The sequence below is a fragment of the Streptomyces sp. NRRL S-1022 genome (assembly GCF_000720135.1).
Taxonomy (GTDB): Bacteria; Actinomycetota; Actinomycetes; order Streptomycetales; family Streptomycetaceae; genus Streptomyces.
The window spans coordinates 37,922-60,073 of sequence record NZ_JOIU01000018.1 but is presented as its reverse complement, the minus strand read 5'-3'; the positions used below and the strand labels follow the sequence as shown (position 1 = coordinate 60,073).

At 71.4% G+C, this 22,152-nt stretch carries 23 protein-coding genes and 1 pseudogene; 12 read left to right on the top strand and 12 right to left on the bottom strand.

Annotated features, from left to right (window positions below; genetic code table 11):
- Positions 1-79: 79 nt before the first annotated feature.
- The 3 genes from IG05_RS0125470 to IG05_RS0125460 form a co-directional block, all read right to left on the bottom strand.
- On the bottom strand, positions 80-520 hold the full coding sequence (locus IG05_RS0125470) for a (deoxy)nucleoside triphosphate pyrophosphohydrolase (protein WP_030346111.1): 441 nt from the start codon (positions 518-520) through the stop codon (positions 80-82).
- Between the two features lie 30 nt (positions 521-550).
- On the bottom strand, positions 551-742 hold the full coding sequence (locus tag IG05_RS0125465) for an SPOR domain-containing protein (protein WP_030346109.1): 192 nt from the start codon (positions 740-742) through the stop codon (positions 551-553).
- Between the two features lie 381 nt (positions 743-1,123).
- Positions 1,124-1,876, bottom strand: a complete 753-nt coding sequence (locus tag IG05_RS0125460) for a GntR family transcriptional regulator (RefSeq protein WP_030346108.1) — start codon at positions 1,874-1,876, stop codon at positions 1,124-1,126.
- Between the two features lie 289 nt (positions 1,877-2,165).
- Here IG05_RS0125460 and IG05_RS0125455 point away from each other — a divergent pair, with 289 nt between their 5' ends.
- Entirely contained in the window at positions 2,166-3,419 is a 1,254-nt protein-coding gene (locus tag IG05_RS0125455; RefSeq protein ID WP_234336027.1) for a serpin family protein, read from the top strand.
- A 35-nt stretch (positions 3,420-3,454) separates the two neighbouring features.
- On the opposite strand, the gene IG05_RS0125450 is transcribed toward IG05_RS0125455, so the two are convergent.
- On the bottom strand, positions 3,455-4,948 hold the full coding sequence (locus tag IG05_RS0125450) for an MFS transporter (RefSeq protein ID WP_199808380.1): 1,494 nt from the start codon (positions 4,946-4,948) through the stop codon (positions 3,455-3,457).
- 80 nt (positions 4,949-5,028) lie between these two features.
- Between IG05_RS0125450 and IG05_RS0125445 the strand changes: the two genes are divergently transcribed.
- The 3 genes from IG05_RS0125445 (at position 5,029) to IG05_RS0125435 (ending at position 6,530) form a co-directional block, all read left to right on the top strand.
- Positions 5,029-5,457 carry a winged helix-turn-helix transcriptional regulator gene (locus IG05_RS0125445; protein WP_030346103.1) on the top strand — a complete coding sequence of 143 codons (429 nt, stop codon included), beginning with the start codon at positions 5,029-5,031 and terminating at the stop codon, positions 5,455-5,457.
- Between the two features lie 62 nt (positions 5,458-5,519).
- Positions 5,520-6,173 carry a DUF402 domain-containing protein gene (locus IG05_RS0125440; protein ID WP_063760104.1) on the top strand — a complete coding sequence of 218 codons (654 nt, stop codon included), beginning with the start codon at positions 5,520-5,522 and terminating at the stop codon, positions 6,171-6,173.
- 3 nt (positions 6,174-6,176) lie between these two features.
- Entirely contained in the window at positions 6,177-6,530 is a 354-nt protein-coding gene (locus tag IG05_RS0125435; RefSeq protein WP_267883325.1) for a Uma2 family endonuclease, read from the top strand.
- 483 nt (positions 6,531-7,013) lie between these two features.
- Here IG05_RS0125435 and IG05_RS0125430 read toward each other — a convergent pair whose 3' ends face one another.
- From IG05_RS0125430 to ychF, 3 genes and pseudogenes are all read right to left on the bottom strand, one after another.
- Positions 7,014-7,559: an NUDIX domain-containing protein gene (locus tag IG05_RS0125430; protein ID WP_030346100.1), complete on the bottom strand. Its 546-nt coding sequence runs from the start codon at positions 7,557-7,559 to the stop codon at positions 7,014-7,016.
- Position 7,560: 1 nt separating this feature from the next.
- Positions 7,561-8,445, bottom strand: a pseudogene (locus IG05_RS0125425) (tetratricopeptide repeat protein); the annotation flags it as partial.
- Positions 8,446-8,813: 368 nt separating this feature from the next.
- Positions 8,814-9,902 (bottom strand): redox-regulated ATPase YchF, encoded by a 1,089-nt coding sequence (gene ychF / locus IG05_RS0125420; protein ID WP_030346098.1) that lies wholly within the window; start codon positions 9,900-9,902, stop codon positions 8,814-8,816.
- 185 nt (positions 9,903-10,087) lie between these two features.
- Here ychF and IG05_RS0125415 point away from each other — a divergent pair, with 185 nt between their 5' ends.
- Positions 10,088-10,621: a DUF6542 domain-containing protein gene (locus IG05_RS0125415; protein ID WP_199808379.1), complete on the top strand. Its 534-nt coding sequence runs from the start codon at positions 10,088-10,090 to the stop codon at positions 10,619-10,621.
- Positions 10,622-10,681: 60 nt separating this feature from the next.
- Here the strand turns inward: IG05_RS0125415 and ppgK are convergent, their stop codons facing one another.
- Positions 10,682-11,428, bottom strand: coding sequence for a polyphosphate--glucose phosphotransferase (gene ppgK, locus IG05_RS0125410; RefSeq protein WP_030346094.1), 747 nt, complete (start codon positions 11,426-11,428; stop codon positions 10,682-10,684).
- A 29-nt stretch (positions 11,429-11,457) separates the two neighbouring features.
- Positions 11,458-12,474, bottom strand: a complete 1,017-nt coding sequence (locus IG05_RS0125405) for a 4-hydroxy-3-methylbut-2-enyl diphosphate reductase (protein WP_107051414.1) — start codon at positions 12,472-12,474, stop codon at positions 11,458-11,460.
- 157 nt (positions 12,475-12,631) lie between these two features.
- Here IG05_RS0125405 and xseA point away from each other — a divergent pair, with 157 nt between their 5' ends.
- The 3 genes from xseA (at position 12,632) to IG05_RS0125390 (ending at position 14,804) form a co-directional block, all read left to right on the top strand.
- Complete coding sequence (gene xseA, locus IG05_RS0125400; RefSeq protein WP_030346091.1) at positions 12,632-13,840, top strand: exodeoxyribonuclease VII large subunit; 1,209 nt, start codon at positions 12,632-12,634, stop codon at positions 13,838-13,840.
- Positions 13,837-14,067, top strand: coding sequence for an exodeoxyribonuclease VII small subunit (locus IG05_RS0125395; protein ID WP_030346089.1), 231 nt, complete (start codon positions 13,837-13,839; stop codon positions 14,065-14,067). The genes xseA and IG05_RS0125395 overlap by 4 nt, the downstream gene beginning before the upstream one ends.
- A gap of 146 nt (positions 14,068-14,213) precedes the next feature.
- Positions 14,214-14,804, top strand: coding sequence for a malonic semialdehyde reductase (locus IG05_RS0125390; protein WP_030346087.1), 591 nt, complete (start codon positions 14,214-14,216; stop codon positions 14,802-14,804).
- 72 nt (positions 14,805-14,876) lie between these two features.
- Here IG05_RS0125390 and IG05_RS0125385 read toward each other — a convergent pair whose 3' ends face one another.
- A complete protein-coding gene (locus IG05_RS0125385) occupies positions 14,877-15,404 on the bottom strand; it encodes a DUF4245 domain-containing protein (RefSeq protein ID WP_030346081.1) in 528 nt (175 codons plus the stop codon).
- Between the two features lie 128 nt (positions 15,405-15,532).
- On the opposite strand from IG05_RS0125385, the gene glpX reads away from it, so the two are divergent.
- Positions 15,533-16,567: a class II fructose-bisphosphatase gene (gene glpX, locus IG05_RS0125380; RefSeq protein WP_030346079.1), complete on the top strand. Its 1,035-nt coding sequence runs from the start codon at positions 15,533-15,535 to the stop codon at positions 16,565-16,567.
- A gap of 79 nt (positions 16,568-16,646) precedes the next feature.
- Here glpX and IG05_RS0125375 read toward each other — a convergent pair whose 3' ends face one another.
- Positions 16,647-17,024, bottom strand: coding sequence for a WhiB family transcriptional regulator (locus IG05_RS0125375; protein WP_078894451.1), 378 nt, complete (start codon positions 17,022-17,024; stop codon positions 16,647-16,649).
- 165 nt (positions 17,025-17,189) lie between these two features.
- On the bottom strand, positions 17,190-17,879 hold the full coding sequence (locus IG05_RS0125370) for a DUF1707 SHOCT-like domain-containing protein (RefSeq protein WP_030346075.1): 690 nt from the start codon (positions 17,877-17,879) through the stop codon (positions 17,190-17,192).
- Positions 17,880-18,023: 144 nt separating this feature from the next.
- Here IG05_RS0125370 and IG05_RS0125365 point away from each other — a divergent pair, with 144 nt between their 5' ends.
- From IG05_RS0125365 to IG05_RS0125355, 3 genes are all read left to right on the top strand, one after another.
- Complete coding sequence (locus IG05_RS0125365) at positions 18,024-19,718, top strand: fumarate hydratase (RefSeq protein ID WP_030346074.1); 1,695 nt, start codon at positions 18,024-18,026, stop codon at positions 19,716-19,718.
- A gap of 124 nt (positions 19,719-19,842) precedes the next feature.
- Complete coding sequence (locus tag IG05_RS0125360; protein WP_030346072.1) at positions 19,843-21,228, top strand: class II fumarate hydratase; 1,386 nt, start codon at positions 19,843-19,845, stop codon at positions 21,226-21,228.
- An 83-nt stretch (positions 21,229-21,311) separates the two neighbouring features.
- The gene (locus tag IG05_RS0125355; protein WP_030346070.1) at positions 21,312-22,001 is read left to right on the top strand and encodes a DUF402 domain-containing protein; all 690 of its coding nucleotides are present in this window, start codon (positions 21,312-21,314) and stop codon (positions 21,999-22,001) included.
- Positions 22,002-22,152: the final 151 nt, after the last annotated feature.

Below are 22,152 nucleotides of genomic sequence, written 5' to 3'. Positions count from 1 at the left end.
TACCGCACGAGAGGGCGCACTGTGGCACGAACGGGCGCGCTCCACTCGGGGCAGCCCGGCCCGATCCGGACGACAGACCCTAAGGGCGCGCCGGGTTGCGCCCCGTACCCCATCGGGCGGACACCTCGCGGACGGCCGGGACGTCCTGGTCGAGCCAGTCGACCTCCCAGAGCCGGTCCGGGGTCAGCCAGCGCAGCTCGTCATGGTCCTGGAGGGGGCTCGGCGCGGGCGAGCCGGGGCGCAGACGGGCGGTCCACACCTGGAGGACGTACGGCGTCCGCAACGGCCACTGCCCCGGCACCCGTCCGACCGGCTCGGCGTCGACACCCAGCTCCTCGCGCAGTTCGCGCACGAGGGCGTCCTCGGGCCGCTCCCCCGCCTCGACCTTGCCGCCGGGCAGCTCCCAGCGCCCGGCCAGGCCGGCGGGGGCGCTGCGGCGCGCGGCGAGCAGCCGGCCGCCGTCGAGCAGGGCGGCTCCCACCACCAGGACCGGTTCCGCTTCGGGGGTCGTGCGCGTCATGGAGCGGAGCCTACGGGAGCTGGGGCGCGCTCAGTTCTGGGTGGCGTCCCCGTTCTGGCCGATGCGCTCGACCCAGTAGAGCTGCTTGTGCCCCCGGTCGTCGAGGCTGTCGGCGATCTTCTGCGCCTCCGCGCGGGTCGCATAGCGGCCGACCCGGTAGCGATTGCCGTTGTCGTCCTGCCGTATCACGATCCAGGGGAGGGAGACCGTGCCCTCACTCATGGCCCCCACCGCCCGCGTTCCTTCTCGCACCGCCCCGCCCTCCCCCACTCCGGGGCCCCCGCCGCGCCCCGCCTAAGGAAACCGCAATCCGCATATGCCCGAGCGTACGCCCAACCTTCACGCTGCGAATACGCCTTTTCACAAAGAGGTACGCAACCAGCCAGAACGCCGGGGGCGCACGGGGTCGAATGCGCCGTGGGGAACTCCGTTGCCTGGGGTCGGGGGCATACCGGGGGCACCCGGGACCACCTGGGAAAACGGCCGGATTGCAGCGGCTGGGGAGGAAGCGGACAGGGCCGGAGGGGCGGCGGGTGGTGCGTCAGGGTGTGCGCTACCTCACGCCGGGGGCGCGCGAGGCACCCGCCGTCCGGGCGGGGGCGGTTACTTCACGGGCAGGTGGTAGGCGACCCGGTAGCGGTCGGCCGGGATGACGACGTCGGCGGTCTCCACCGGGCGGCCGGAGGCGAAGTACGTGCGCTGGACGACCAGGACCACATGCCCGGGGACGCCGCCGAGCAGGTGCAGTTCCTCGGCGAGGCCGGGGCGGGCGCCGACCTCCTCGGTGACGTTGTCCACGATGACGTCGATGGCCCGCATGCGCTCGACCACACCCATCCCGCCGAGCGGCCCCTCCTCGGGCAGCATCACGGGGGTGCGGCCGGTGACGGCGAGCGGCTCCCAGGAGGTGGAGAGCATCATCGGCTCGCCGGCCTCCCGGAAGAGGTACTTGGTGCGCATGACCCGGTCGCCGGCCCGGATCGCGAGCCGCTCGGCGATGGCCGCGCCGGCCTCGGCCTGCTCGCTGCTGGACTCCCAGGTCCCGCGCACCGAGGCGTCGGACTGCTCCTGCCGGAAGGGGGTGGCGCCCGACGCCGGCCGGTAACCGGAGCGGGCCACCCGGCGGGGCACGGGCCGCTCACGCACGTACGTCCCCGAGCCGGAACGGCCCTCGACCAGCCCCTCGGCCATCAGGACCTTGCGGGCCTCCAGGGCGACCGTGTCCGAGACGCCGTACTCCTCGCGGATACGGGCCTGGGAGGGCAGGCGGGTGTGGGGCGGCAGTGAACCGTCGACGATCTTCTTGCGGAGATCACCCGCGACTCGCAGGTACGCCGGCTGCTCACCGAAAGTCACTGGCCGCTCCCATCAGGTTGTACAGACAGCAACAGCCTGGCAACCGTGGGTTGTGCCGTGCAAGCAAAGGCCAGAGAATCACTCGATGTGATGACAAAGGGCCGGGGAGGGCTTTACCCAGGCGCTTTCTCCCCCTTATAGGGGCGCTCACACCTCGCGGCCCGGGTCCGGGAACTCCGCGGGGCCGCCCGGCCGTTGGGCTCAGTGACCGGCGGGGGCCGGGCGGCGGGGGTACGGACCGGTACCGTCGAGCCGACCGAGGTACGACCGGCCGCATCGTGAGCGGCACATGAACGGGGGCGGAATGCGGGTGGAGACCGGGCCGGACGGCCGGGTGGGCGATACGGCCGTCCGCGCGGTGAACGGACTCACCGCGCGATGGGCGCAGGTCCTGGGTGAGGGCACCGTGTTCTCGGCGCCGGGCGTGTGGCCCCTGCTGGCGTTCCTGGCCGACGGCGCGGCCGGGCCCGCGCGCGCGGAACTGGCCGGTGCCCTCGGCGTGCCGGCCGAACAAGCGGCCGTTGCCGCACGGGAGTTGCTGGCGGGGCTGGCGTCGGTGCCCGGCCTGGACGCGGCGCTCGGCCTGTGGACGTACCACGGGCTGGCCCTGCGGGACGAGTGGCGGGCCGGGCTGCCCGCCGGCACCCACGGCGTCTTCGGGGACGACCTCGTCACCGCGCAGGAGCGGCTGGACGCCTGGGCGGCGCAGCGGACCGGCGGACTGGTGGAGCGCATGCCGGTGACGCTGACCCGGGACGCGCGGATGGTGCTGGCCACCGCCCTCGCGCTGCGCACGGACTGGCGGCAGCCCTTCACCGAACGCCCGCTGCGGCCCGCCGCCGGCCCCTGGCAGGGCCGCACCCTGCGCGGACTGCACCGGCGCAGCGTGCGGCCGGACCGGGTGGGGGTGACGGGCACCCCGGACGGCTTCGTCACCGCGCTGACGGTGCCCGGGGACAACGGCGTCGACGTCCACTTGGTGCTCGGCGAGGAGCGCATGACGCCCGGTCAGGTGCTGACGGCCGGCGTGGGGGTGGTGGAGCGCGGCCTGCCGCTGACCGGTGGCGGCGCGCTGCCGCACGGGCACGTGGGCCCCGGACTGCACGTGGAGCAGCAGCCGGCCACCGCGCCCGAGCCGAGGACGCTGGACGTGACGACGGTGGCGTACGAGGTGCGGGCCGACCACGACCTGCTCGCGACGGCGGCCCTCTTCGGCCTCACGACGGCGGCGGACACCCAGACCGGCCACTTCCCTGGGGTGAGCCCCTACCCGCTGGCCGTCGGGGAGGCCCGCCAGTCGGCCGTGGCCCAGTTCGGCGCGCTCGGCTTCCGGGCGGCGGCGGTGACGGCGGTCATGCCGGTGCCGGCCGGCGCGGTCCCGCAGTACCCGTACGAGACGACGGCCGTCCGGGTCACCTTCGACCGCCCCTTCGCCTTCCTCGCCGTCCACCGCGAGTCCCGCCTGGTGCTGGCGGCGGGCTGGGTGACGGAACCGGCGCCGTACCCGGTGCCCGGCGTCCCGGGCTCACCGCCGGGGCTGTGACGAGGGGTCAGCCGGCCCTCCAGCCCGGCAGTGCGTCACGCCGAGGCGGTGTCCGTCTGTGCCGGCTGGGCGGCCGCGGGGCGGGGAGCCGGGGCCGCCGCGGGACGGGGCGGGTTGCGCAGCACCGTCGCGGCGACCACCAGGGCGCCCAGGACGAAGCAGGCACCGACCCGGAAGGCGAGCCGGTAGCCCTCGGTCAGGGCGTCCGCGCGGCCGGTGCCGTCACCCAGCAGGGTGCTGGTGTGCGACGCGGCCAGCGTGCTCAGGACGGCGAGGCCGAGGGAGGCGCCCACCTGCTGCATGGTGTTGAACATGCCCGAGGCGAGCCCCGAGTCCTGCGGGGTCGCGCCCGACATGGCCAGGCCCGCCAGCGACGGCATCGCCAGGCCGAAACCGATGCCGAGCGGCACGGTCGCGGGGAACACGTCGGTGAGGTAGGCGCCGTCCGCGGAGATCTGGCCGAGCAGGGCGAGGCCGCCGGAGATCAGGGCGAGGGCCACGAGCAGCACGGGCCGGGGGCCGACCTTGGCGATGAGGCGGGGGGCGAGGAACAGCGACATCAGGCCGATGAGCAGCGAGACCGGGACCACGCCGAAGCCGGTCTGCACCTGGTCGAAGCCCAGCACCTTCTGCAGGTACAGCACGGCCAGGAACTGGAAGCCGAACATGCCGGAGATCATGAAGGTGTGGGCGCCCAGCGCGCCCGAGACGTTGCGGAACCTGAACATCCGGGGCGGCAGCAGCGGGTCCGCGGCCCTGGCCTGGCGCACGAGGAACAGCACGAGCAGGACGAGGGTGCCGAGGCCGAACCCGAGGGTGTGGGCGGAACCGAAGCCGTAGTCGGCGGCCTCGACGATGGTGTAGACGGCCAGCATGAGCGCGGCGGTGATGAGGACGGCGCCGAGCGCGTCCGTGCTCCTGCCGTTGCCGGCGCCCTCCTCGGCGCGCAGGTGGCGCTGGGCCATGAAGACGGCCACGGCACCGATCGGGACGTTCACGAAGAAGATCCAGTGCCAGCTGATGGTCTGCGTCAGCACACCGCCCAGCAGCAGACCGAGGGTGCCGCCCGCGGACTGCACGAAGCTGTAGACGCCGATCGCCTTGGCCCGCTCCCCGGGCTCGGTGAACATGGTGACGACCATGGCGAGCGTGACCGAGGACGTCACGGCGCCGCCCGCGCCCTGGAGGAAGCGGGACGCGAGCAGCATGGCCGGGTTCTGTGCCAGACCGCAGAGCAGGGAGGCCAGGGTGAACACCACCAGGCCGGTGGTGAAGACGCGTGTGCGGCCGAAGAGGTCGCCGAACCGGCCGGAGAGCAGCAGCAGGCCGCCGAAGGGGATCAGGTACGCGTTCACCACCCAGCCGAGGTTCGACGGGGAGAAGCCCAGACTCTCCTGGATGGAGGGCAGCGCCACGTTCACGATGGTGCCGTCGAGGATCACCATCAGCTGGCCGGCACAGAGGATCGCCAGCGCGAGCCAGCGAGACACGCCGCTGCCTGCTCGTGCGGCCACGGCCTGAGCGGACATGGGACTCCCTCCCTAGGGGTTCACTTTGTTACGGAGTCCATCCTGTGTAACCATCGCGGCCTGCGGAAGGAGGCACATTTATGTCCCGTAGTCACATCGATGTGACGGAGCAGGCCGAGAACCCGGCGTGCCCGGTGAGCGAAGTCCTGGACCGTGTCGCCGGCAAGTGGGCCATCGGAATCCTCGTCGCCGCGGCGAAAGGGCCGGTGCGCTTCACCGAGTTGGAGCGCACCATCGAGGGCATCAGCCGCCGCATGCTCACCCTCAATCTCCGCAAGCTCGAACGCGAGGGCCTGCTGGTGCGCACCGTCTACCCGACCGTTCCGCCCAAGGTCGAGTACGAGTGCACCGAGATGGCGCTCGAACTGCACGAGACCCTCCTCTCCCTCGTCGGCTGGGCCAAGCGGCACAGCGGCGACATCGCCCGCGCCCACGCGGTGTACGACGCCGCGCACGCCGACGGTCAGGAGGAGGCGGCCCTCGCCCGCCCGGCGCCCAGGCCGGCCTGACACTCCGGCACGCCGGCGGTGCGGCGGGCGGGGGGCCGGACGCGATGTGTTTCCGTACCGGCATGACAGAACGCTTCTCTCCGGGACAGGTCGTCATCCGCCGCGAGCTGCTCGACGACCGGCCGTGGATCACCTGTCCCGTGCGCGTGGTGGAGGACAGCGACGAGCTGCTGGTGCTGTACATGGCACAGCACACACCCCTGACGTTCGGCTCGGGCCCGTTCTCCTGGGGGCCGCATCCCTGGCAGGCCGTCGCGGACACCTGGCAGTCGCCCGGGGTACTCCAGCTCCAGCGGCCCGGCGACCTGTACGCGGTCTGGGTCTTCTGGAGCGACGACCGTTCCCGTCACGACTGGTACGTCAACTTCCAGCGGCCGTTCCGCAGGACGACCCTCGGCATCGACACCCTCGACCTCGAACTCGACATCTGGGTGCCCGGCGACGGCGGTCCCTACCGCTGGAAGGACGTCGACCACTTCGAGAGCCGGGCGGCGGCGGGCGGCTTCGCCGAGGGCGAGGCCGACCGGGTGCGCGAGGCGGCCCGCGAGCTGGCGCTCGCCCTCGACCGGGGCGAGCCGTGGTGGGACCCGGCCTGGTCCCGCTGGCAGCCGGATCCTGCCTGGACCGTTCCGGAACGCGTGCCGCAGACGCCGGCCGAGTCGGCACGACCTGTTGACGATCTCGTGGCCCGGGTCCCGTCGAATGGCTACCGTTGACCCATGAGCGCACTGCCCGACTGGATGCGCCCGCCGCGCGGGGAAGGCTGGTTCGCGGAGGACCTGGACCGCCTCCCCGAGGCACCACGCCACACCGAGCTGATCGACGGAGCCCTCGTCTTCGTGATGTCGCCCCAGAGGTGGTGGCGCGGCCACCTCGTCACCATGCTCACCGTCGCTCTCATGGAGCAGGCGCCCAGCGATGTCAGGGTCGGCCGTGAGATGACCATCAGGCTGGACGAACGGAACCGGCCCGAACCGGACCTGCTGTTGCGGCCTCAAGACAGCAGTCCTGGGCAAGAACGGCACAAACGCACGGAACACTGCGGACCTGCCACCCGAGCTCCGGACGCATGACCTGAGGGCACTCGCCAAGGCACTCAGGCTCAGCGCCGAGACGATAGGCCAGCTGGGCGGCTGTCGCCGTCGACACAACCAGCAGTCCAGGGTGGAACAACATCAGCTTCACGAGGCTTGGCGCTATGGCGCCGCGCTGATACCTCAATCAAGCCGAGAGAAAATCTCCGCAATCGAGCTAGAAAACGTTCCAGTCAGGACCGTCTAGCAAACGGCGTCCTTTTCGGAGAAAACGACCAATACTGGATGCCAGAGATCTACAGGCATGGCCTTGGCTTTGGAGTCAGCAATGTTGGTCGCCCAAGGGTGGTGTCGATTACCAAGCTCATCCGCGACCGAAGCGACTCGGTCTAACCGTTCATCGCGCCTACTGTGAACGTCCGAGCTGCCCGCCCCGGATCTACGACGGGTCGGGCAGCCCCTTCGCTGGTTAGGGCGCGTCGCTCCTTTGAGCACCGTACGTGATCCTCGACATCCAGTCGATCACGATGTTGCTCTTGCCGGCCACCCGTCCAGGGATACCGCAGCCCCGTCGCTCAGGTAGTGGTGAAGGGCGCTGGCCGTGGTGCCCACGAAGGCTTCGGGGATGGCGTTGGCGTCGACCCAGCGGACCTGGGAGTGCTTGCGGGGCTCGCGGTTCTCGGGTTCGCCGGTCCATTCGTGGGCGGCGAAGACGACGGTGAGGAAGCCGTTGGGGGCCTCCACGCCCCAGGCGCCGTGGATGATGTGGGCTACCTTCAGGGTCTCGGGCTTCACCGTGAGGCCGGTCTCCTCGTAGAGTTCGCGGACCGCGGTTTCGGTGATGGGCTCGCCCGGTTCGCTCTTGCCGACGGGGAGGTCCCACAGGCCCTGGGCGAACTTCGCGTTCTCGCCGCGTTGGAGAAGGACGACGCGGTTGGTGGCCTTGTCGTGGACGATGACGGCCGCGACCAGCAGGGTCATCGATTCGAGCGCCGGCTTGAGGGCTTGGGAGCGGTCGTCGGTCTGCTGGGCCACGGTGTTCCCTTCGTCGGGCGGGTTGTTGGGCATGTTAGGCGAGGGCCTCGCGGGCACGGCGGGCGAGATCGGCGGCACCGGGTACCTTGCGCCGCTGGTAGACCGCGAGGGTGGAGCGGATCGACGTGATCGCCTTGCGGGTGCGGTCGGAGGTCATGCCCTCCATGAGAACCAGGGCCTGGGTCCAGGCGGCGACGGCCTCGTCGGCGCGGGCCTGGGCTGCGAGGCTGTCGCCGAGGTCGGCGTGGGTGAGGGCGTGGACGCGCTTGTACTTTTCGGGGTCCCAGCGGGTGAGGGCATCCCGGTGCTGCTGCTCGGTGCCGATGTGGTCTGCCAGGTCGGTCAGGGTGCGGGCGGTGTGGCTGGCTACGGTGCCGGCGGCGGGTCCGCTGACGCGGGAGTAGCTGGGCTGGGGGCCGTCATCCCGTAAGAGGGCATCTTCGGCGGCCAAGAGGGCCCGGGCAGCCGACGGGTGCTCGTCGGTGGCTGCGTAGGCGCGGGCGTGGGTGATGTGAAGGAGGGCCTCGGTTTGGCCGTCGACGTGGCCGAGACCTGTGCGCAGGGCGCCTTCGACGAGGTCGACGCAGTGGTGGGGCTGCTTGAGGCTCAGGGCCTGGTGGGCGAGAGCGCGCATCATCCAGGCGGCGTGGCCGTGCGGGTCGGCTTCGCAGGCGAGCTTGTAGCCGACCTGGTAGTAGCGCTGGGCGGCGCCTTCCTGGCCGAGGTCGTGGTGCTTCCACCCTGCGAGGTAGGCGAGTTCGGCGACAGCGCCGAAGGCGGCCCGGCGTAAGGCTTCGCTGGGGAACCGTCCGCGCAGCATGGGGGCGGCTGTGTCGGCGAGGTACGCGGTGACGGTGGTCAGGCCGTGCCCGCCGCCGAGGCGCTCATCGGCGGCGCTGAAGGCCGCGGTGATCTGCCGTGACGCCGCCTGACGACTGATGCCCTCGCTGCCACGAGCAGCGAGGGCATCAGGGTGCGCCGCGGGCCCTGCACCAGGGCTACTGCCACCGGTCCGCTCGGCTGACTCCATGACGAGCCAGCCGACGTCGATGCCCGGTACGTTCACATCACTCCCCGAGTCGAGCTCATCGAGGGTTGTGAACACCGCCTCGTAGGCGACCGCTCGCGCCGAGCGAACGGGATCCTCCTTGTCGGCCCCAGCAGCAGGGAGCCGCCGGGCAACAGGAAGATCCGCCAGCATCATCAGCAGCTGGGCAGGCAAACTGATCGTCCCAAAGGCCGCCCGACCCACTCCGTCGCAGGTCAGTCGGCCTTTCTCCGGACGGGTCACACGTTGAAGCGGAACTCCACCACGTCGCCGTCCTGCATCACGTAGTCCTTGCCTTCCATGCGCGCCTTGCCCTTGGCGCGGGCCTCGGCGACCGAGCCGGTTTCGACCAGGTCCGCGAAGGAGATGACCTCGGCCTTGATGAAGCCCTTCTGGAAGTCGGTGTGGATGACACCGGCCGCCTCGGGGGCCGTGGCGCCCTTCTTGATCGTCCAGGCGCGGGACTCCTTGGGGCCGGCCGTCAGGTACGTCTGGAGGCCGAGGGTGTTGAAGCCGACTCGGGCGAGGGTGGCCAGGCCGGGCTCCTCCTGGCCGACGGACTGGAGGAGCTCCAGGGCCTCCTCCTCGTCCAGCTCGGCGAGGTCGGACTCCAGCTTGGCGTTGAGGAAGATCGCCTCGGCCGGGGCGACCAGGGCGCGCTGCTCGTTCTTGAAGTCCTCGTCGACCAGCTCGTCCTCGTCGACGTTGAAGACGTAGAGGAACGGCTTGGTGGTGAGCAGGTGCAGGTCGTGCAGCAGCTCGGCGCGCTCGCTGCCCTGGACGATGCCGTGCGCGAAGAGCGTGTCGCCCTTCTCCAGGATCTCCTTGGCCTCCTCGACGGCCTTGACCTTGGGCGCGAGGTCCTTCTTGATCCGGGACTCCTTCTGGAGCCGGGGCAGGACCTTCTCGATGGTCTGGAGGTCGGCGAGGATCAGCTCGGTGTTGATCGTCTCGATGTCGTCCTTCGGCGAGACCTTGCCGTCGACGTGGACGACGTTCTCGTCCTTGAAGGCGCGGATGACCTGGCAGATCGCGTCGGACTCGCGGATGTTCGCGAGGAACTTGTTGCCCAGGCCCTCGCCCTCGGAGGCGCCGCGCACGATGCCGGCGATGTCGACGAAGTCGACCGTGGCTGGAACGATGCGCTCCGACTTGAAGACCGAGGCCAGCTGGGCGAGGCGGCCGTCGGGCACGCCGACCACGCCGACGTTGGGCTCGATCGTGGCGAACGGGTAGTTGGCCGCCAGCACGTCGTTCTTGGTCAGGGCGTTGAACAGGGTCGACTTGCCGACATTGGGCAGGCCGACGATTCCGATCGTGAGCGACACGTTGCGACTTCCCGTAGTTGAGGGGGCCAGGGGCTGCCAGGGGCCAGAGACCGACACTGGCCGATCCACCAGTTTACGGCGTCCCGGGCGCCCGGGACGCGGGAGCGTCGAACGCCCGGCCAAGCTCCCCCCACCGGCGTGTCTGGGGGCCGATTGGGCACATAAACAGACCTAGGTTGGTCCCTGTGGAGCAACACAGAACGCGACCTGCGAACGACGGACCGCGACGCGGCACGCCCTCCTCGCCCCCGCTGCCGCCGCAGGCACGGCGCCGGCCGGGCGGCGGGCGCCGGCCCCCCCGGCCGGTGGCCGGGCTGCGGCCCGGCCCGGCGCTGCGGCTGCCGGACCCCCGGCTGACCGGGCTCGGCAGCGGGCTGTTCTGCGCCGCGGCGATGTTCCTGCTCGGCTACCTGGACCAGCTGCTGTTCGGCGCGTCCCTCACGGTCTACGGCGTGCTGTTCCTGCCGGTGTGCGTGCTGACCGCGCTGTGGGTGCGCGCCGGGGACGTGCTGACGGCGCCCGTGGTGGCACCGATCGCCTTCGCCGTGGGCCTGCTGCCGGTCGCCGACGGCGGCGGGGGGCTGCTCGGCCGCATGATGGGCCTGGTCACCGGACTCGCCACCCAGGCGGGCTGGCTGTACGGCGGGACACTGGCCGCCGGGCTGATCGTGCTCGTCCGCCGGGTGCGCTGGGTGCAGCGCCGCCGACGACGCGGCTGACGGCGGCCGGGCCGGGGCCCGCGCGGCGGGAGCCCACCCCCGCCCGCGAGCCCCGCGCGATCAGGCGTGCTGGGCCGCGCGCATCGCGGCCCCCACGATCCCCGCGTTGTTCTGCAGCTGCGCGGGGACGATCTCGGCCCTGATGTCCTCGATGAGGTGCAGGAACTTGTGGGCCTTGCGGCTGACGCCGCCGCCGATGATGAACAGCTCGGGGGAGAACAGCATCTCCACGTGGGCCAGGTACTTCTGGACGCGGTGGGCCCACTGCTCCCAGCTGAGGTCGTGGTCCTCCTTGGCCTTGCTGGAGGCGCGCTTCTCCGCGTCGTGGCCGTCCAGCTCCAGGTGGCCCAGCTCGGTGTTCGGGAGCAGGGTGCCGTCCACGAAGACGGCGCTGCCGATGCCCGTGCCGAAGGTGAGCAGGATCACCGGGCCCCGGCGGCCCCGTCCGGCGCCGAACTCCATCTCGGCGACGCCCGCCGCGTCCGCGTCGTTGACGACGGTCACCGGGAGGCCGCCGAGTCTGCCGCTGAACAACGCGCGCGCGTCCGTGTCGATCCAGCCCTTGTCGACGTTCGCCGCCGTCCGGACCGTAGCCCCGCCGGTGACCACTCCGGGGAAGGTCAGCCCGACCGGGCCGGTCCAGCCGAAGTGGTCCACGACCTGCTTGACCCCGTCGGCCACGCCGTCGGGCGTCGCCGGGTGCGGGGTGAGCACCTTGCAGCGCTCCTGGGCCAGGTCGCCCCGGTCCAGATCCACTGGGGCGCCCTTGATCCCGGATCCGCCGATGTCCACGCCGAAGATCTGCATGGCTCCACGTTACGACGGGCCACCGACGGTCACGCCCCGGGTGTACCGCTTCCGCCGCGCTGGGCGACCAGGGCCGCCGCCTCTTCACGCAGGTCACGGCGGAGTTCCTTGGGCAGCGAGAAGGTGATCGACTCTTCGGCGGCCTTGACCAGCTCCACGTCGGCGTAACCGCGCTCGGCGAGCCACTCCAGCACCTGCTCGACGAGCACCTCCGGCACGGAGGCCCCGGAGGTGACGCCGACCGTGGTGACGCCGTCCAGCCAGGCCTCGTCGATCTCGTCGGCGAAGTCCACCAGGTACGCCTCGCGGGCGCCGGCGAGCTTGGCGACCTCGACCAGCCGCTTGGAGTTGGAGGAGTTGCGCGAGCCGACGACGATGACCAGTTCCGCCTCGGCGCCCATCTGCTTCACGGCGAGCTGCCGGTTCTGCGTGGCGTAGCAGATGTCGTCGCTGGGCGGGGAGACCAGCCCGGGGAACTTCGTCTTCAGGGCGTCGACGGTCTCCATGGTCTCGTCCACGGAGAGGGTGGTCTGGGACAGCCAGACGACCTTCGACGGGTCGCGGACCTCGACCTTCTCCACGTCCTCGGGGCCGTCCACCAGCTGGATGTGGTCGGGGGCCTCGCCGGAGGTGCCGATGACCTCCTCGTGGCCCTCGTGGCCGATCAGGAGGATGTCGTAGTCCTCGCCCGCGTACCGGACGGCTTCCTTGTGGACCTTGGTGACCAGGGGGCAGGTGGCGTCGATCGTGGCGAGCCGGCCCTGCCGGGCCTCCTCGTGCACCGTGGGGGCGACGCCGTGCGCCGAGAACATGACGATGTTGCCGGGCGGCACCTCCTCCGTGCGCTCGACGAAGACGGCGCCCTTCTTCTCCAGGGTCTGCACGACGTACTTGTTGTGCACGATCTCGTGCCGGACGTAGATCGGGGCCCCGTACTGCTCCAGGGCTTTCTCGACGGCGATCACGGCGCGGTCCACGCCGGCGCAGTAGCCCCGGGGGGCGGCGAGCAGGACACGGCGGCCAGACGAAGCGGTCATGCGTCCCATCGTAAGGCCGCGTCCGGGGGCGCAGAGATCATGTGTCCGCGCCCTGGAGGGCACCGGGAACCGCGCGGGTGGCCCGCCCCGGACCGGCAGCCGGAAAACGGGCGTGAGCCCCACGGCGCACGGCCGCACTGTCGGCACCGGCCGTTAGGCTCGCCGCATGGCTGTGAACACCTCTCCCGAAGCCCCGCTCCCCGTCGGCGAGGTCTCCCGGCTGATCGGCGGCTGGATCGACCGGCTCGGCGCGGTGTGGGTCGAGGGGCAGATCACGCAGCTGTCGCGCCGCCCCGGCGCCGGCGTCGTCTTCCTCACGCTGCGCGACCCGTCGCACGACGTCTCGGTCGGCGTGACCTGCTACCGCCAGGTCTTCGACGCGGTCGCCGACGTCGTCGGCGAGGGCGCCCGGGTCGTCGTCCTGGCCAAGCCGGAGTGGTACGCCCCGCGGGGCCAGCTCTCCCTGCGGGCCGCCGAGATACGGCCCGTCGGCGTCGGTGAGCTGCTGGCCCGGCTGGAGCAGCTGAAGAAGGCGCTCGCGGCCGAGGGCCTGTTCGCGCCGGAGCGGAAGAAGCCGCTGCCGTTCCTGCCGCAGCTGATCGGGCTGGTGTGCGGCCGGGCCTCGGCGGCGGAGCGGGACGTGCTGGAGAACGCCCGGCACCGCTGGCCCGCCGTCCGCTTCGAGGTGCGCAACGTGCCCGTGCAGGGCGTGCACGCCGTGCCCCAGGTCGTGCAGGCCGTCAAGGAGCTGGACGCGGTCGACGAGGTGGACGTGATCATCGTCGCGCGCGGCGGCGGCAGCGTCGAGGACCTGCTGCCGTTCTCCGACGAGCAGTTGGTGCGGGCGGTGGCCGAGTGCCGGACGCCCGTGGTGTCCGCGATCGGGCACGAGCCGGACAACCCGCTGCTGGACCACGTGGCCGACCTGCGCGCGTCCACGCCGACGGACGCGGCGAAGAAGGTCGTGCCGGACGTCGGCGAGGAGCTGGAGCGGGTGCGGATGCTGCGGGACCGGGCGCGGCGGTGCGCGAACGCGTATCTGGAGCGGGAGGAGCGGGGGCTGGCGCATGCGCTGGCCCGGCCCTCGATGGAGGATCCCCACCGGATGCTCGACGAGCGTTCCGATCAGGTGGCCGCGCTCCTCGGCCGCGGCCGGCGGACCCTGGGACACCTGCTGGACCGCGCGGACTCGGAGCTGACGCACACGCACGCGCGTGTGGTGGCCCTCTCCCCCGCCGCGACGCTGCGGCGCGGGTACGCGGTGCTCCAGCGGGCGGACGGGCACGTGGTGCGCGGTCCGGCGGAGGTGACGGCGGGCGAGGCACTGCGGGCCCGGGTCGCCGACGGTGAATTCACAGTGAAGGTGGGCGAATGACGAGCAAGGTGGACGAGGCGCTCTCGTACGAGCAGGCGCGGGACGAGCTGATCGAGGTCGTACGGCGGCTGGAGGCGGGCGGTACGACGCTGGAGGAGTCCCTGGCGCTGTGGGAGCGCGGCGAGGAGCTGGCCAAGGTGTGCCGGCGCTGGCTGGAGGGTGCCCGGGCCCGGCTGGACGCGGCGCTGGCCGAGGAGGAGGCGGAGGAGGAGGGCCGCGCCGGGTAGGGCGCCGGCCCCGCGGGCTGTGAGGCGGCTCACCGCGGCCCAGCTTTGGTTGAAGGTTGAACTTCGCTGGCGTAGTGTCGTCCCGTCAGCCGATCCGGACCGCGGTCCGGTACGTCGGAGGAAGACGTCTACCAGGAAGTCCACGCATGTCTCTCGTTCTTGACCCCGCCGCCCAGGACCTGCTGTTCCGCGAGGCCCGCACCGCGAACACCTTCACCGACGAGCCGGTGACCGACGAGCAGGTCCAGGCGATCTACGACCTGGTCAAGTACGGCCCGACCGCCTTCAACCAGAGCCCGCTGCGCATCACCCTGGTCCGCTCCGCCGAGGCCCGCGAGCGCCTGGTGCAGCACATGGCCGAGGGCAACCAGCCGAAGACGGCCGCCGCCCCGCTGGTCGCGATCCTCTCCGCGGACAACGAGTTCCACGAGGAGCTGCCGGCCCTCTTCCCGCACTTCCCGCAGGCCAAGGACCTCTTCTTCAGCGAGCGTCCGGCCCGTGAGGGTGCCGCCGCGCTGAACGCCGCGCTGCAGGCCGCCTACTTCATCGTCGGCGTCCGTGCCGCGGGCCTCGCCGCCGGCCCGATGACCGGCTTCGACTTCGAGGGCGTCCGCAAGGCGTTCCTGGACGACGACCACACCCCGCTGATGATCGTCAACATCGGCAAGCCGGGCCCGGACGCCTGGTTCCCGCGCTCGCCGCGCCTGGCGTACGAGGACGTCGTCACGACCGTCTGAGCGGATCCGCGCACGCGAAGAGGCCCCCGGCGCTCGCCGGGGGCCTCTTCGCGTGCACGGAGACGGCGCGGGTCACTCCATCTGCAGCGCGGCCGCCATCGTCGTCAGCTCCTCGAAGGAGCCGGTGCCGGCCACCACCGTGGTGGAGCCGGGCGTGTTCTGCAGCACCAGGGCGTCGTACCGGCCGCCGGTCCAGCGGGTCCAGGTGCGGCCGTCGATCGTCTCGGTCCGCTTCGTCGCCGAGCCGCCCTGGCTGGCCTGGTCGATGAAGTCGGAGCGCTTCTGCGTGGACTGCTCGACCTGCACGTACTGGCCGTCCGGGGTCCGGAAGCCGAGGTGCCAGCGGTCGGAGTTCTCGCCCTGGAAGCGTACGGAGGTCGCTTTCCAGGCACTCGGCAGGCCCTCGGGCGCGGCCACCGGGTAGCTCGCCGCACGCCGGGCCGTGAGCAGCTCGACCCGGTAGTCGACCCGCTTGAGGTCGGGAGCGTGATCGTCGTGCGGGATGGTGAGGAAGTAGACGACCGCCGCCGCGATACCGATCAGGACCAGGGAGAGAACCATGTCCCGGGCCGTCTTCTGCTTGCCGTTCGAACCTGCCACGCCCTCTATCGTCGCAGGTGCCCCATGCGCTCATCCGTGGGGTCCCCTGCTCATTTTGTCTGTCCGGCGATAGAGTCAGGGTCCAATACCCTCATCCGGCCGTCGTCGTATCAGAAAGGTGCGCTCCGATGACCGAAAATCATCACCTGCCGTCCGAGCTCGATGTTCCCTCCGAAGCTCCCGACCGCAACCTCGCCCTGGAACTCGTCCGGGTGACCGAAGCCGCCGCGATGGCCGCGGGCCGCTGGGTGGGGCGCGGTGACAAGAACGGCGCCGACGGCGCCGCGGTGCGCGCCATGCGGACCCTCGTCTCCACCGTGTCGATGAACGGCGTGGTCGTCATCGGCGAGGGCGAGAAGGACGAGGCCCCGATGCTCTTCAACGGGGAGCACGTGGGCGACGGCACCGGCCCCGAGGTCGACATCGCCGTCGACCCGATCGACGGCACGACGCTGACGGCCAAGGGCATGCCGAACGCGATCGCCGTACTGGCCGCCGCCGAGCGCGGCGGCATGTTCGACCCGTCCGCCGTGTTCTACATGGACAAGCTGGTCACCGGACCCGAGGCGGCCGACTTCGTCGACATCAACGCGCCCGTCGCGGTGAACATCCGCCGCATCGCGAAGGCCAAGCGGTCCGCGCCGGAGGACGTCACCGTCGTCATCCTGGACCGGCCGCGGCACGAGAACCTGATCCGCGAGGTCCGGGAGGCCGGCGCGCGCATCAAGCTGATCTCGGACGGCGACGTCGCCGGCTCGGTGTACGCACTGCGCGAGGGCACCGGCGTCGACCTGCTGCTCGGCATCGGCGGCACCCCGGAGGGCATCATCTCGGCCTGCGCCGTGAAGTGCCTGGGCGGCACCATCCAGGGCAAGCTGTGGCCCAAGGACGACGAGGAGCGGCAGCGGGCGATCGACGCGGGGCACGACCTGGACCGCGTGCTCACCACCGACGACCTGGTGTCCGGCGAGAACGTGTTCTTCGTGGCGACCGGCATCACCGACGGTGAGCTGCTGCGGGGCGTGCAGTACCGGTCGGAGACCGCGCTCACCGAGTCGATCGTGATGCGGTCCAAGTCCGGGACGGTGCGCCGGATCTACTCCGAGCACCGGCTGAGCAAGCTGCGGGCCTACAGCGCGATCGACTTCGACCGGGCCAAGTAGGCCGCGCGGGGCGTTCCGCGCCCCCGCACACACGACAGGAGCGCCCTCTGTGCGGAGAGGGCGCTCCTGTCCGGCGTTCTCAGCCCGCCATGCGGTTCGCCGCCGTCGCGCGTGCCGCCTTCTTCAGTTCCATCTCGCGCCTGCGGCGCCGCGCCAGCACCACCCGGCGTTCGGCCGCCGTGAGACCGCCCCACACGCCGTACGGCTCGGGCTGCAGGAGGGCGTGCTCGCGGCACTCGACCATGACCGGGCAGCGGGCACAGACCCGCTTGGCCGCCTCCTCGCGGGACAGCCGGGCGGCGGTCGGTTCCTTCGACGGGGCGAAGAACAGGCCGGCCTCGTCGCGCCGGCACACCGCCTCGGTGTGCCAGGGTGCGTCTTGGTCCCTGTCGCGCGCTGGCACCCGCTGGGCCGGAACGGCAGCTACCTGCAGGGACGAATGCGGCGGTTGCAGCACGGTCTACTCCTGACGACGGCTTCGCGAGCGAGAGACGATGCAGCAAGGCCTACCCGCTGTGCGCGCGCCTATGCACAGCGTTTCCACCCACGGGTGCGCGGTGGCTCCTTCACGCCCCCGGCCCCGTGCCGCCGGCAAAGGCCCGCGGCCGTCGGTCCGCAGGGCTCAGTACCCCAGGTGCCTGCGCAGCTTGCGGTCGACCTTGTCCTGGACGCGGTCCAGGATGTCCGCCACCAGGCTGCCCCGCCGGGGCCGCGCCTCCACGTTGCCGAGGACGGCCCAGCCGTCGACGTGGACCACCGGCGCCTCGGGGTCGGCCGAGTCCAGCGGGCTGACCTCGAAGCTGCCGAGCACACCGCCCCCGGTGCCGCGCAGCGAGACGTTCTCCGGGACGCGGACCTGGACGTCGCCGAAGACGGAGACGGCCTTGATCACCACCTCCGGGTACTCGAAGATCGCCTCGCTCAGGTCGATCTCGACGCTGCCGAAGACGGCGTACGCGTGCACCCGGCGCCCGGCCCGCCAGCGGCCCCGGCGCACGGCGCTGCTGAACACCGCCACCACGTTGGCGTCCGCCTCGGCCGGGATCGCGCCCGGACCGGGGCGCGGCGGGGCCGGCGCGGACGCGGGCCCGGCGGGCCGCCGGTGACCGGCGGGCAGGTCCCGGATGAAGACCTCCAGCTCGCCCACCGTCTTGGCGTGCAGCACCCCGTCCACGCGCTCGGCGTGTTCGTCGGCGGTCAGCCGGCCCTCGGCGAGGGCCTCACGGAGGATGTCGGCGACCCGGTCACGGTCGGCGTCGGAGGCGCGCAGCTCGGCTGCGGGTGTGGGTGCGTTCTGCTTCTGAAGGTCCACGGCAGCAGCGTACCGAAACACGATAGATCGCGACACCCCCGACTGAGCCCTACCTCACAGGTTCGCCGTCGGCGGCAGGTTCTACGCTGGACGCGCCCGCCAGCGTCGGCGGGCGCCGTCCGTCAGAGTGAGGAATGGGCTGAGATGCCGCGTAGTGCCCCCCCAACCCGCCCAGCGTTCGCGTACACCGATCTGCTCCCCCAGGGAGAGGACACCACCCCGTACCGGCTGGTGACGTCCGAGGGCGTCTCCACGGTCGAGGGGCCCGACGGCCGGACGTTCCTCAAGGTGGAGCCCGAGGCGCTGCGCAAGCTGGCCGAGGAGGCCATCCACGACATCCAGCACTACCTGCGCCCGGCCCACCTCGCCCAGCTGCGCCGGATCATCGACGACCCGGAGGCCTCGGCGAACGACAAGTTCGTCGCGCTGGACCTGCTGAAGAACGCGAACATCGCGGCGGCCGGCGTGCTGCCCATGTGCCAGGACACCGGCACCGCGATCGTGATGGGCAAGCGCGGCCAGAACGTGCTGACGGCCGGCCGCGACGAGGAGGCGCTCAGCCGCGGCATCTTCGACGCCTACACCAGACTGAACCTGCGCTACTCGCAGATGGCTCCGCTCACCATGTGGGAGGAGAAGAACACCGGCTCCAACCTGCCGGCGCAGATCGAGCTGTACGCCACCGACGGCGGTGCCTACAAGTTCCTGTTCATGGCGAAGGGCGGCGGCTCCGCGAACAAGTCCTTCCTGTACCAGGAGACGAAGGCCGTCCTGAACGAGGCCTCCATGATGAAGTTCCTGGAGCAGAAGATCCGTTCGCTGGGCACGGCCGCCTGCCCGCCCTACCACCTGGCGATCGTCGTCGGCGGCACGAGCGCCGAGTACGCGCTGAAGACCGCGAAGTACGCCTCCGCGCACTACCTGGACGAGATCCCGGCGGAGGGCTCCGAACTGGGCCACGGCTTCCGGGACAAGGAGCTGGAGCAGAAGGTCTTCGAGCTCACCCAGAAGATCGGCATCGGCGCCCAGTTCGGCGGCAAGTACTTCTGCCACGACGTGCGCGTGGTCCGCCTGCCGCGGCACGGCGCGTCCTGCCCGGTCGCGATCGCCGTGTCCTGCTCGGCCGACCGCCAGGCCGTCGCGAAGATCACCGCCGAGGGCGTCTTCCTGGAGCAGCTGGAGACCGACCCGGCGCGCTTCCTGCCGGAGACCACGGACGAGCACCTCGACGAGGCGTCCGACGTGGTGAGGATCGACCTGAACCAGCCGATGGACACGATCCTCGCCGAGCTGACCAAGTACCCGGTGAAGACCCGCCTGTCGCTGACCGGCCCGCTGGTCGTGGCCCGTGACATCGCGCACGCCAAGATCAAGGAGCGGCTGGACGCGGGCGAGGAGATGCCGCAGTACCTGAAGGACCACCCGGTGTACTACGCGGGCCCCGCGAAGACCCCCGAGGGCTACGCCTCCGGTTCCTTCGGCCCGACCACCGCCGGCCGCATGGACTCCTACGTGGAGCAGTTCCAGGCCGCGGGCGGCTCCAAGGTGATGCTCGCCAAGGGCAACCGCTCCCAGCAGGTCACCGACGCGTGCAACGCCCACGGCGGCTTCTACCTCGGCTCCATCGGCGGCCCGGCCGCCCGCCTCGCCCAGGACTGCATCAAGAAGGTGGAGGTCCTGGAGTACGAGGAGCTGGGCATGGAGGCGGTCTGGAGGATCGAGGTCGAGGACTTCCCGGCGTTCATCGTGGTGGACGACAAGGGCAACGACTTCTTCCAGGACCCCGCCCCGCAGCCGACGTTCACGACGATCCCGGTGCGGGGACCCGGGCTCGCCTGACGAAGTGCCGGACACCCGCCCCCGGGGGACGCGGGGGCGGGTGTCCGGCACGCGCCGGAAGGGCCGCACCCCCCGGGTGGACCAAGGCCCGGAACATCACCGGCCCCCCGATCGCTATACGGGTATGAGCGAATACCGGATCGAACACGACTCCATGGGTGAGGTACGCGTCCCCGCGGAGGCCAAGTGGAGGGCCCAGACGCAGCGGGCCGTGGAGAACTTCCCCATCTCCGGGCAGCGCATCGAGCGGGCCCACATCGAGGCGCTGGCGCGTATCAAGGCGGCGGCCGCGAAGGTCAACGCCGAGCTGGGCGTGCTGGACAAGGACGTGGCGGAGGCGATCCGGGAGGCGGCCGGCGAGGTCGCCGCCGGCCAGTGGGACGAGCACTTCCCGGTGGACGTGTTCCAGACCGGCTCCGGCACCTCCTCCAACATGAACACCAACGAGGTCGTCGCCACGCTCGCGACCGAGCGGCTCGGCCGGGACGTGCACCCCAACGACCACGTCAACGCCTCGCAGTCGTCGAACGACGTCTTCCCGTCCTCGATCCACATCGCGGCCACCGCGGCCGTCACCCACGACCTGATCCCGGCCCTGGAGCACCTCGCCGCCTCCCTGGAGCGCAAGTCCGAGGAGTTCGCGGACGTGGTCAAGTCGGGCCGGACCCATCTGATGGACGCCACCCCGGTGACGCTCGGCCAGGAGTTCGGCGGGTACGCGGCCCAGGTGCGGTACGGCGTCGAGCGCCTGCGGGCCTCCCTGCCGCGCCTGGCCGAACTGCCGCTGGGCGGCACGGCGGTCGGCACCGGCATCAACACCCCGCCGGGGTTCTCCGCCGCCGTCATCGAGGAGGTCGCCCGGGTCACCGGACTGCCGTTCACCGAGGCCCGCGACCACTTCGAGGCGCAGGGCGCCCGGGACGGCATCGTGGAGACCAGCGGACAGCTGCGGACCATCGCGGTCGGCCTCACGAAGATCGCCAACGATCTGCGCTGGATGTCCTCCGGGCCGCGCACCGGCCTCGCCGAGATCCGGCTGCCCGACCTCCAGCCCGGCTCCTCGATCATGCCGGGCAAGGTCAACCCGGTGGTCCCGGAGGCCGTGCTGATGGTCGCCGCCCAGGTGATCGGCAACGACGCCACCATCGCCACCGCGGGCGCGTCCGGCAACTTCGAGCTGAACGTCATGCTCCCGGTCATCGCCAAGAACGTCCTGGAGTCGGTGCGGCTGCTCGCCAACGTCTCGCGGCTGCTGGCCGACCGCACGGTCGACGGCATCACCGCCGACCGCGAACGCGCCCGCGAGTACGCCGAGTCGTCGCCGTCCGTGGTGACCCCGCTGAACAAGTACATCGGCTACGAGGAGGCCGCGAAGGTGGCCAAGAAGTCCCTCGCCGAGCGCAGGACGATCCGCGAAGTCGTCCTGGACGGCGGGTACGTGGAGCGCGGCGACCTGACCCTGGAACAGCTCGACGCGGCGCTGGACGTCCTGCGGATGACGCGCCCGTAACCGCGAGCGAACCTTTCCGGCCAGCTGCGCACCGGGTGACGCGCACCGCAGCGTCGTATGCCCGTGGCACCTAATATCTGTCCATGGCGGACGACGGAACGGTGACACGAGTGACGGCGGGAGCTGGGACGCACTGGACGCCCGGGACGCACATCCTGTGGCGCTACCGGGAGAACGGCGGCGATCAGGTCCACATCGCCAGGCCCGTCACCGTCGTACGTGACGATGCGGAGCTGCTGGCGGTGTGGCTCGCCCCCGGCACCGAGTGTGTGAGGCCGGTCCTGGCCGACGGCACGCCCGTGCACCTGGAGCCGCTGGAGTCCCGGTACACCAAGCCGCGCACCGTCCAGCGGGACCGCTGGTTCGGCACGGGCGTGCTGAAGGTGGCCGAGCCGGGCCGGCCCTGGTCGGTGTGGCTGTTCTGGGAGCCGGGCTGGAGGTTCAAGAACTGGTACGTCAACCTGGAGCAGCCGCTGGCCCGTTGGGCGGGCGGGGTGGACTCCGAGGACCACTTCCTGGACATCTCGGTGCACCCGGACCGGACCTGGCACTGGCGGGACGAGGACGAGTTCGCGCAGGCCCAGCGGGACGGGCTGATGGACGCGGCGACCGCCGAGCGGGTGCGGGCGGCCGGACGGGAGGCGGTGGAGGTGATCCGCGCGTGGGGGCCGCCGTTCGCGGACGGCTGGCAGCACTGGCGCCCGGACCCGTCCTGGGCGGTACCTTCTCTCCCCGAGGACTGGCACCGCACTCCCGTGCACCTGTCCTCATGAGACCCTTGATGCGCCCCCAGGCAAGAAACGTAGGATCGTCCTCCGCAAGGGCGCTTAACTCCCGGGGCATGAGCCGGGCTTGACCGATCGTCACCGAGGGGCGGCAGGACGTGAGCGAGGGGTACCAGGGCACCACCACGAAGGCCTGCCC

Coding starts and splice junctions, on each gene's coding strand:
- IG05_RS0125470 (WP_030346111.1), bottom strand. CDS start 520: ATGACGCGCACGACCCCCGAAGCGGAACCGGTCCTGGTGGTGGGAGCC.
- IG05_RS0125465 (WP_030346109.1), bottom strand. CDS start 742: ATGAGTGAGGGCACGGTCTCCCTCCCCTGGATCGTGATACGGCAGGAC.
- IG05_RS0125455 (WP_234336027.1), top strand. CDS start 2,166: ATGAACGGGGGCGGAATGCGGGTGGAGACCGGGCCGGACGGCCGGGTG.
- IG05_RS0125450 (WP_199808380.1), bottom strand. CDS start 4,948: ATGTCCGCTCAGGCCGTGGCCGCACGAGCAGGCAGCGGCGTGTCTCGC.
- IG05_RS0125445 (WP_030346103.1), top strand. CDS start 5,029: ATGTCCCGTAGTCACATCGATGTGACGGAGCAGGCCGAGAACCCGGCG.
- IG05_RS0125440 (WP_063760104.1), top strand. CDS start 5,520: ATGACAGAACGCTTCTCTCCGGGACAGGTCGTCATCCGCCGCGAGCTG.
- IG05_RS0125435 (WP_267883325.1), top strand. CDS start 6,177: ATGAGCGCACTGCCCGACTGGATGCGCCCGCCGCGCGGGGAAGGCTGG.
- IG05_RS0125430 (WP_030346100.1), bottom strand. CDS start 7,559: ATGCCCAACAACCCGCCCGACGAAGGGAACACCGTGGCCCAGCAGACC.
- ppgK (WP_030346094.1), bottom strand. CDS start 11,428: ATGCAGATCTTCGGCGTGGACATCGGCGGATCCGGGATCAAGGGCGCC.
- IG05_RS0125405 (WP_107051414.1), bottom strand. CDS start 12,474: ATGGGACGCATGACCGCTTCGTCTGGCCGCCGTGTCCTGCTCGCCGCC.
- xseA (WP_030346091.1), top strand. CDS start 12,632: ATGGCTGTGAACACCTCTCCCGAAGCCCCGCTCCCCGTCGGCGAGGTC.
- IG05_RS0125395 (WP_030346089.1), top strand. CDS start 13,837: ATGACGAGCAAGGTGGACGAGGCGCTCTCGTACGAGCAGGCGCGGGAC.
- IG05_RS0125390 (WP_030346087.1), top strand. CDS start 14,214: ATGTCTCTCGTTCTTGACCCCGCCGCCCAGGACCTGCTGTTCCGCGAG.
- glpX (WP_030346079.1), top strand. CDS start 15,533: ATGACCGAAAATCATCACCTGCCGTCCGAGCTCGATGTTCCCTCCGAA.
- IG05_RS0125365 (WP_030346074.1), top strand. CDS start 18,024: ATGCCGCGTAGTGCCCCCCCAACCCGCCCAGCGTTCGCGTACACCGAT.
- IG05_RS0125360 (WP_030346072.1), top strand. CDS start 19,843: ATGAGCGAATACCGGATCGAACACGACTCCATGGGTGAGGTACGCGTC.
- IG05_RS0125355 (WP_030346070.1), top strand. CDS start 21,312: ATGGCGGACGACGGAACGGTGACACGAGTGACGGCGGGAGCTGGGACG.